This window comes from Nitrosomonas communis (assembly GCF_900114745.1).
Taxonomy (GTDB): Bacteria; Pseudomonadota; Gammaproteobacteria; order Burkholderiales; family Nitrosomonadaceae; genus Nitrosomonas; species Nitrosomonas communis_A.
Genome location: NZ_FOUB01000141.1, coordinates 1 through 3,587, shown reverse-complemented (window position 1 = coordinate 3,587; position 3,587 = coordinate 1). Strand labels below are relative to the sequence as shown.

Annotated in this window: 3 protein-coding genes; all 3 read left to right on the top strand. The window is 52.2% G+C overall.

Features of this window, described 5'->3' with window-relative positions:
* The first annotated feature begins 59 nt into the window (after positions 1 to 59).
* The 3 genes from BM122_RS20700 (at position 60) to cycA (ending at position 3,574) form a co-directional block, all read left to right on the top strand.
* Positions 60 to 1,724, top strand: a complete 1,665-nt coding sequence (locus BM122_RS20700; protein WP_371264966.1) for a multiheme c-type cytochrome — start codon at positions 60 to 62, stop codon at positions 1,722 to 1,724.
* Entirely contained in the window at positions 1,721 to 2,749 is a 1,029-nt protein-coding gene (haoB, locus tag BM122_RS20695; protein ID WP_143083583.1) for a hydroxylamine oxidation protein HaoB, read from the top strand. The genes BM122_RS20700 and haoB overlap by 4 nt, the downstream gene beginning before the upstream one ends.
* A 108-nt stretch (positions 2,750 to 2,857) precedes the next feature.
* The gene (gene cycA, locus BM122_RS20690; RefSeq protein ID WP_074907497.1) at positions 2,858 to 3,574 is read left to right on the top strand and encodes a cytochrome c-550 CycA; all 717 of its coding nucleotides are present in this window, start codon (positions 2,858 to 2,860) and stop codon (positions 3,572 to 3,574) included.
* The last annotated feature ends 13 nt before the right edge of the window (positions 3,575 to 3,587 follow it).

Here is a 3,587-nt window from a genome sequence, read left to right as displayed (position 1 = left end):
AGGAGAGAGGAATGAATGCCAGAAAATGGCTGAAGGGGCTAGCGATAGCCTGTGGAGTAATGTTTGCGGGAGCACTGCATGCGAACCTGTCGACCGTGCCGGATGAGACATACAAGGCATTGAATTTGGATCGTAGCAAGGCAACGCCGAAGGAGACTTACGACGCGCTGGTCAAGCGCTACAAGGATCCTGCGCAAGGGGCCGGGCGTGGCACGATGGCTGAATACTGGGAGCCGATTCCCTATAGTATGTATTTGGACCCGACCACCTTTTACAAACCCCCTTCATCGGTGAAGGAAGTCGTCACGCGTAAAGAATGCGTCGAATGTCACTCCGACGAATCACCGGTGTGGGTACAAGCCTGGAAACGCAGCACGCATGCCAACCTGGACGAAGTACGTAAACTGAAAGCAGAAGATCCGAAATATTACAAAAAGGAAAAGCTGGAAGAAGTCGAAAACAACCTGCGTTCACTCGGCAAACTGGGTGCCAAGGAAAATCTGAAGGAAGTCGGCTGTATCGACTGCCACGTCGAAGTGAACGCCAAGAAGAAAGCGGATCACACCAAAGACATCATCATGCCGACCGCAGACACATGCGGCACCTGTCACCTGCGCGAATTTGCCGAGCGTGAATCGGAACGCGACACCATGATTTTCCCGAATGGACAATGGCCGGAAGGGCGTCCCTCCCATGCACTGGACTGGAAAGCCAACATCGAAACCACCGTCTGGGCGGCCATGCCGCAGCGCGAAGTGGCTGAGGGCTGCTCCATGTGCCATTACAACCAGAACAAATGTGATGGCTGCCATACCCGACATGAATTCTCCGCGGCAGAATCCCGTAAACCGGAAGCCTGTGCGACCTGCCACAGCGGGGTAGACCACAACAACTGGGAAGCCTACTCCATGTCCAAACACGGCAAAGTCACCGCCATGATGGGCGACAAATGGAACTGGGACGTTCCTCTCAAAGACGCCTTTGAAAAAGGGGGGCAAAGTGCTCCGACCTGTGCCAGCTGCCACATGGAATATGAAGGCGAATATGCCCACAACATGGTCAGAAAAGTACGCTGGGCCAACTATCCCTTTGTGCCCGGTGTGGCTGAAAACATCACCAGCGAATGGTCAGAAAAACGACTCGACTCCTGGGCAGCCACCTGTAGTCAATGTCACTCGGAACGTTTTGCACGCACCTACCTGGAACTCATGGACAAAGGCACCTTGGAAGGCCTGGCCAAATACCAGGAAGCCCATGACATCGTCAAGAAACTCTACGATGAAGGTCTGCTGACCGGCCAAAAAACCAATCGTCCGAACCCGCCTGCACCGGACAAACCAGGCTTTGGCCAATTCACCCAGCTATTCTGGTCAAAAGGCAACAACCCGGCCTCGATGGAACTCAAGGTGCTCGAAATGGCTGAAAACGACCTCGCCAAGATGCACGTAGGCTTTGCCCACGTCAACCCTGGTGGCTGGACCTATACTGAAGGCTGGGGTCCAATGAATCGCGCCTATGTTGAAATTCAAGACGAACACACCAGACTGCGTGAAATGGTTGCCTTGCAAGAACGCGTCAACAAACTGGAAGGAACCAAAACCAGTCTGCTGGACCTGAACAGCACCAGTGAAAAAATCTCACTGGGCGGACTGGGCGGCGGCCTGCTGCTGGCAGGCACGCTCGCACTGATCGGCTGGCGTAAACGTAAGCAAAACGAAGCTTGAGTACTGCAAATGACAAACAGCGCCCCCGTGGGGGGCGCTGGCTGGACAAGCTCCTCCCGTTACTAGGCACCACGCTCGTAACGGGAGGTTTCATTTTACTCATCTGGTTTGCTTATCTATGGCTGACCCCGCAGACAGCCCCCTATCAATACCAGCTGGCCGCAGAAGGGGAAGCGAACAAATTTCCAGAACTCGAACTGGAAGCCTGGCCGACTCTCAAGATCAGCAAATATGAAATCCGCGTAGCCGAAAAAGACCAACCCATTGCGCTTGCCTATTTTGGGCAACGAGAAAAAGCAGCCCCGGTGCTCCTCAACTGGGAAAATCGCACAGGAGAACCGCTGATCACCCTGGAGCGCAAACCTTCGGAACTGAGCGCATTAGCCAGTGCTATCGGCAAATACGCCTCGCAAGACGCCCTCATCCTTGCCTGGTGGGATACCTCGCGTCAAATACACTTGCTCTCCGAGCGCAACACCTTATTTAACGCGCACTTAACCGAACCGCTCATCATTCCGGCACACTGGCAGGAGCAAAGCGACCCCATCCGTGCCTATGAAAGCGACATTTCGCACAGTGTCCCCACCGCACAAGAGCGAGACCAGTTCCGTCGCTTTACTGAAGCACTGCTGCAACCACCCGAAGCAGGCGCAGCCAAACTACGGGAATTGATTGGCACCGACCAGGAAGCCTACCTCGTGGTTCATGTCTCTGACTTATACAAATTAGGGCTGCTGCACCCGGACAAATTCGGAGTGGCGTACAAAAACTTTGCCCTGACCGGCAATATCCATGGGCTAATCAACCACATGAAAGTCGAGATGAAAGAACATGATTACAGCACCTATACGCTGCAATCACTATCTGATCGCGACATTCGGGTATTCTTCCTGGCAGACGAGCCAAGCACGGACACCCTCATGGCGCACCTGCTGCCTTTTACTGAGAAAGAGCCACCACTGAACCTGAAAGCGGTCCAACTCGTTTATCAACAGGGGGGATACTGGGTATACAAGCTGCCATAAAGAGCAATACCCCTGACCGCATCAAAACCATTTACACAATCTGGTGATCGCGTACAATGACGGTTAGCTAGATTATATTCAAGACCCAAATAGAAAAGAGGAGAGAACATGAAGTACATTACAGCCTATGCCGTTGCTATCGCAGCAATGTTTGCATTCATGACAGGCGGTGCTATGGCCGCCTCAGACGCCCCATTTGAAGGTCGCACCAAATGTAGCAACTGTCACAAATCGCAAGCCAAATCATGGAAAGACACCGCCCATGCCAAGGCGATGGAATCGCTCAAACCGAATACCAAAAAGGAAGCTAAAGTCAAAGCCAAACTGGATCCTGCGAAAGACTATACCCAAGATAAAGACTGCGTAGGCTGTCATGTCGACGGATTTGGCAAAACAGGCGGCTATACTATTGAGGCTCCGAAGAAACCGCTGACAGGGGTAGGCTGTGAATCCTGTCATGGACCGGGCAAAAATTACCGTGGCGATCACCGCAAGGCCGGACAAGCGTTTGAGAAATCAAACAAGACCACTCCGCGTAAAACCCTGGCAGACAAGGGACAAGACTTTGCGTTTGAAGAAAGCTGTAATGCCTGTCACTTGAACTATGAAGGATCACCCTGGAAAGATGCGAAACCGCCTTACACTCCGTTTACCCCGGAGGTGGATCCAAAATACGCCTTTGACTTTGATAAAATGGTCAAAGATGTGAAGGCCATGCACGAGCACTTCAAACTCGATGGTGTGTTTGTGGGTGAGCCTAAATTCAAGTATCACGATGAATTCCAGGCCAATGCCAAAGAAGGTGAAAAAGGAAAAGAAGAGTAAAACTGTAAAAAAG